The organism is Streptomyces sp., from assembly GCF_031178505.1.
GTDB lineage: Bacteria > Actinomycetota > Actinomycetes > Streptomycetales > Streptomycetaceae > Streptomyces > Streptomyces gulbargensis.
The window spans coordinates 1-5401 of the sequence record NZ_JAPSIW010000493.1 but is presented as its reverse complement, the minus strand read 5'-3'; the positions used below and the strand labels follow the sequence as shown (position 1 = coordinate 5401).

Genomic DNA, 5401 nt, shown 5'->3' with positions numbered 1-5401 from the left:
GATCGGGACAGGGCGCGGAGCCCGGCCGTCCCCCGGGGCGCCGGCCGCGCGTGGTCCCGACCGAGGAGTCCGACATGACGAAGTCCCGCCGTTCCTCCCGTACCGCCCGGGTCCTGCTGCCCGGCGCAGTCGTCGTCGCGCTGCTCACGGGGTGCGCGCAGGGGTCCGGCGGGTCCGCCTCCGCCCCGGCCGGCTCGCCCGGCCCCGGGACACCGTCCGCCTCCGGGACGGTGACGCCCGCGCCGCCCTCCGGGAAGGCCGCGCCCGGCACGCTCCTGGTGTCCGATTTCGGCGCCGACACCGTCACGTTCGTGGACCCGGCGCGCGGCGCCACCGGCTCCGTGAGGGTCGGGACCGCTCCGTACGGACTCGCCGTCGGCGCGGACGGGCGGGCGTGGGTGGCCACCGCCGAGGGCGTGGCGGTGGTGGACACGGCGAGCCGTTCGCGCCTCGCGCTGATCCCGTACCGGACGGCCACGGGTCCGGTGACGACCGGTGAGTACCGGGGCGGCGGCATGGGCATCGCGCTCGCGCCGGACGGGCGCCGGGTGTACGTGGGCGTGAACGTGCCCGGCGGCCACGGCGCCCTGGAGGTGATCGACACGGCCGCGCTGCGGGTCACGGACGCGGTGCCGGTCGGGCGGCGCCCGTTCGACGTGGACGTCGCCCTCGACGGTTCCGAGGTGTACGCGACGGGTCACGACTCCTTCGACGTCACGGTGGTCACGGCGGACACGCTCCGCCCGCGCCGGGTGGAGGTCGCCCCGTACGGGACGGAGGGCGGGCTCGGCTCCTGGCTCAAACCGCACTACGCGGCGGTCCGGCCCTCGGACGGGAAGCTGCTGCTGCCGTTCGAGGGTGAGAAGCTGGCGGTCGTGGACCCCCGAACGGGGCGGACGAGCGTCGAGACGATGACCGCCGGCACCCATCAGCACGGCACCACCGTGACCGGGAACGGCACGCTCCTCACGGTCGGCACCGGCCCGATCGACCCGGCCGAGGACCGGGGACCCTCGCTCACCGTGCGCACCCCCGCCGGGGAGGAGCGGGTGTACCCGCTGGACGGTCCGCACGAGGACGTCGCCGTGTCGCGGGACGGCGGGACGGCCTATGTGACCGGCGGATTCACCCGGGACGGCTACTGGGACGGGCTGACGGCCGTGGACCTCCGCTCGGGGGAGACACGGCGGATTCCGGCGGGTTCCCGGCCCCTCGGCATCGCCGTGCTGTGAGGGGCGGGCGGAGTCTCCCGAGGAGCGGGCCACCTCCAACAGGGATAAAAAGGGTGAGCCACGGATAGGCGGCGCTAGGAAGGCCATGCGATCCGGAGCGGTCGCATCCGATGGCACCGTGCACGCTCCTACGGAAGGGCGGACAGCGTGACTCGACCGAGGATCCTCGTGGTGGGCGCCGGCTTCGCCGGAGTGGCCTGCGTCCGGCGGCTCGAACGGCGGCTCACGGAGCGGGAGGCACAGATCACCCTCCTCTCGCCGTTCTCGTACCAGCTCTACCTCCCGCTCCTCCCCCAGGTGGCGGCCGGCGTGCTGACTCCGCAGTCGGTGGCCCTGTCGCTGCGCCGCAGCGAGCGGCACCGGACCCGGATCGTGCCGGGCGGGGTGGTGGGCATCGACACGGCGGCGAAGGTCTGCGTGGTGCGGACCATCGCGGGCGAGCACGTCACCGAGCCGTACGACCATCTCGTCCTCTCCCCCGGCAGCGTCACCCGCAGCTTCGACATCCCGGGGCTCGCGGAGTACGCGCGGGGCATGAAGACGCTTGCCGAGGCGGTCTACGTCCGCGACCACGTGATCGCGCAGCTGGACCTGGCGGACGCGAGCAACGACGAGGCCGAGCGGGCGGCGCGGCTGCAGTTCGTGGTGGTGGGCGGCGGGTACGCCGGCACCGAGACGGCCGCCTGCCTGCAGCAGCTCACCCACAACGCGGTGAAGCGGTACCCGCGCCTGGACCCGAAACTGATCAAGTGGCATCTGGTGGACATCGCGCCGAAGCTCATGCCCGAGCTGGGCGAGAAGCTGGGCGCCGCCGCCATGGACATCCTCACCCGGCGCGGCATCGAGGTGTCGCTCGGGGTGTCGGTGGCCTCCGTGGACGAGGACACGGTGACGCTGACCGACGGGCGGGTGCTGCCGAGCCGCACGCTCATCTGGACGGCCGGTGTGGCCGCGAGCCCGCTGATCGGGACCCTCGGCGCCGAGACGACGCGCGGCCGGCTGGTCGTGACGCCCGAGATGACCGTCCCCGGTTTCGACGGCCTCTGGGCGCTCGGTGACGCGGCGGCCGTACCGGACCTCGCCAAGGACGAGAAGGGCGCGATCTGCCCGCCGACCGCGCAGCACGCCATGCGGCAGGGCAAGGCGGTCGCCGACAACCTCGTCGCCACCCTGCGCGGCACGGAGGTGACGCCCTACCGGCACAAGGACCTGGGGCTCGTCGTGGACCTCGGCGGCATGGACGGCGTGTCGAAGCCGCTCGGTGTCGAGCTGCACGGCATGCCCGCCCAGGCGGTGGCGCGCGGGTACCACTGGGCGGCGCTGCGGACCGGTGTGGCCAAGACCCGGGTGATGACCAACTGGCTGCTCAACGCGGTGGCCGGGGACGACTTCGTCCGGACCGGTTTCCTGGCGTCCAAGGCCGGCACGCTGCGGGACTTCGAGTACACCGACGCCTACCTGACGCCGGAACAGGTCCGCGAGCACACGGGCTCGTTCCGCGGCGCGGTCACCTGAGAGCACGCGCGCGCGCCGGCCGGCGCGCGGTCAGCGGGCGAGTTCGGCACCCGGCCCCATCACCACGACGGGTTCGCGGGCCGGGTCGAGCGCCCGGAGGAGTTCCCGCAGGTCCTCCCGGTCCAGGCTGACGCAGGCCTGGGTCGGGCCGCCGTGGTCGACGTGGATCCACACCCCGCCGCCCTTCCCCTGACCCAGGGGGCGTTCCTTGTCGAGCGGGGTCCTGCCGGGCACGCGGTTGTAGTCGATGGCGATCACGTGGTCGAAGGAGCCCTCCAGGGGTTCGCCGAGGAAGCCGGTGCCGCTGATGGCGAAGCCGGGGTCCTGGTCGTACGGGAGGCGGGCGCCGGGGTCGGGCAGCCGGCCGCCCGCGTCGCCGAGCCGGAAGACCCCGATCGGGCTGCGCAGATCGCCCGCGTGGTGGTCGTGGGTCCAGCCCTTGAGGGCGTTGTGGGACGCCCAGGGACCGGCGACGCGCTCCCACCGCCCGGCGGGGTTTCGCGCATAGAGGACCGTGGTGGCGGTGTTGCCGTCCGCCGAGGCCCCGGCGACGACGAGGGCCTGCGAGGTGCCGTCGGGGACCCGGGCCTGCGTGGCGGGCCCGAGGCCGGGGATCCTCGATGCGGGCACGGGCCGGGCGTCGCCCGGTGCGGCGGAGGCCGGCGCCGAGGGTGAGGCCGGGCCGGAGGCGGCGGGCGGGCGGGGTGCGCGGGTCGGGGAGGCGGGGGGGGGGGGGGGGGGGTACGGGCGCAGCCGGTGAGCAGCAGCGCCGCGCACAGGGCACCGGTGCCCAGGTGCAGCGGCGTGGGGGCACCCTTGCGGACGGGCATGGGACGGCATCCTCCTGGCCGGGGGCAGTGGTGCGATGCGTACCCGCTCGGCGGCCGGCACTGTCGCCGCGCCCGGGGCCTCACCCGTACGGCCCACTCAGCGGGAGGAAGGCGAACCGGCCGCCTCCCTCCCGGGGGCGGTCAGGCCGGTGCCGGGCCGGGGGCGCCGGTGAGCCGCTCGGGGGTGAGCAGTTCGGCGAGCCGGTGGGCGGGCAGCAGGCCCTTCTCCAGGGTGAGTTCGGCGACTCCGCGGCCCGTGGCCAGCGCTTCCTGGGCGATGGCGGTGGCGGCGGTGTAGCCGAGGTGGGGGTTGAGGGCGGTGGCGAGGCCGATGGAGTTCTCGACGGCCGCGCGCAGGGCCTCGGTGTTGGCGGTGATCCCGGAGACGCAGCGCTCGGCGAGGGTGAGGCAGGCGGCGCGGAGCGAGAGCATGCTCTTGGACAGGGCGTGGAAGATGACGGGCTCGAAGGCGTTGAGCTGGAGCTGTCCGCCCTCGGCCGCCATGGTGATGGTCATGTCGTTCCCGATGACCTCGAAGGCGACCTGGTTCACCACTTCCGGGATCACCGGATTGACCTTGCCGGGCATGATGCTGGAACCGGCCTGCACGGGCGGCAGGTTGATCTCGCCGAGTCCGGCCCGCGGGCCGGAGGAGAGCAGGCGCAGGTCGTTGCAGGTCTTGGAGAGCTTGACCGCGATGCGCTTGAGGACGCCGGAGAGCTGGACGAAGGCGCCGCAGTCCTGGGTGGCCTCGACCAGGTTGGCGGAGGTGACGAGCGGCAGTCCGGTCAGCGCGGCGAGGTGGCGGCGGGCGGTCTCGGCGTAGCCGGGGGCGGCGTTGAGGCCGGTGCCGATGGCGGTGGCCCCGAGGTTGATCTCGTGGATCAGCTCGACGGCCTCGGCGAGGCGGCTGCGGTCCTCCTCCAGCATCACGGCGTACGTGGAGAACTCCTGGCCCAGCGTCATGGGCACCGCGTCCTGGAGCTGGGTGCGGCCCATCTTGACGACCTCGCGGAACTCCAGGGCCTTGGCGGCGAAGGCGTCCTGGAGGACGGCCATGGCGAGGAGGAGTTCCCGGGCGGCGCCGATCGCGGCGATGCGGATCGCGGTCGGGTAGACGTCGTTGGTGGACTGGCCGAGGTTGACGTCCTCGTTGGGGTGGAGGCGGGCGTAGTCGCCCTTGCCGTGGCCGAGGAGTTCGAGCGCCCGGTTGGCGACGACCTCGTTGGCGTTCATGTTGGTGGAGGTGCCGGCGCCGCCCTGGACGACGTCGACGACGAACTGGTCGTGCAGGCGGCCGGACCTGATCTCCCGGCAGGCGCCGGCGATGGCGTCGGCCTTGTCGGCGGGCAGGAGCCCGAGTTCCTCGTTGGCGCGGGCGGCGGCCTCCTTGACGGCGGCCAGCGCGTCGATCAGCAGCGGGTACACGGAGATGGGGGTGCCGGTGATGGCGAAGTTCTCGGTGGCGCGCAGGGTGTGGACGCCCCAGTAGGCCTCGGCCGGTACGTCCCGCTCGCCGAGCAGGTCGTGCTCACGCCGTACGGCGGGGCCTGCGGTGGGCGGCTGCGGGTCTGCGGGGGCGTGCGGGGCCGGTACGGGAGGCATGGTGCGTCCTTGCGGGTGCGGGTGGCGGGGAGGGGGGTGTGCGCGGCGGCGGCCCCCAGGGGCGGTGCGGCCGTGCGGAGGGGGGAGGCGTACGAGGGCCGGGGCGCGCCGGCGCGGGGGGGGCGGGCGCCGCCCGGCGGGGGGGGGGCGGTCGGGGGCGGGCCGTGGCGAACCGGCGGCCCGCGCGGGGGGGGTGGGCGCCCGCGCGGGGGCGGGTGA

4 protein-coding genes are annotated in these 5401 nt (G+C 74.8%); 2 read left to right on the top strand and 2 right to left on the bottom strand.

What is annotated here, in order from left to right; all coding sequences use genetic code 11:
- The first annotated feature begins 74 nt into the window (after positions 1-74).
- Both RIF68_RS26135 and RIF68_RS26130 read left to right on the top strand, forming a co-directional pair.
- The gene (locus tag RIF68_RS26135) at positions 75-1232 is read left to right on the top strand and encodes a YncE family protein (RefSeq protein ID WP_309053752.1); all 1158 of its coding nucleotides are present in this window, start codon (positions 75-77) and stop codon (positions 1230-1232) included.
- A gap of 147 nt (positions 1233-1379) precedes the next feature.
- Positions 1380-2747 (top strand): NAD(P)/FAD-dependent oxidoreductase, encoded by a 1368-nt coding sequence (locus tag RIF68_RS26130; RefSeq protein WP_309053751.1) that lies wholly within the window; start codon positions 1380-1382, stop codon positions 2745-2747.
- Positions 2748-2777: 30 nt separating this feature from the next.
- Here RIF68_RS26130 and RIF68_RS26125 read toward each other — a convergent pair whose 3' ends face one another.
- Positions 2778-3377, bottom strand: a complete 600-nt coding sequence (locus RIF68_RS26125) for a hypothetical protein (protein ID WP_375165741.1) — start codon at positions 3375-3377, stop codon at positions 2778-2780.
- Positions 3378-3718: 341 nt separating this feature from the next.
- Positions 3719-5182, bottom strand: coding sequence for an aspartate ammonia-lyase (locus RIF68_RS26120; RefSeq protein WP_309053750.1), 1464 nt, complete (start codon positions 5180-5182; stop codon positions 3719-3721).
- Between the last annotated feature and the right edge of the window lie 219 nt (positions 5183-5401).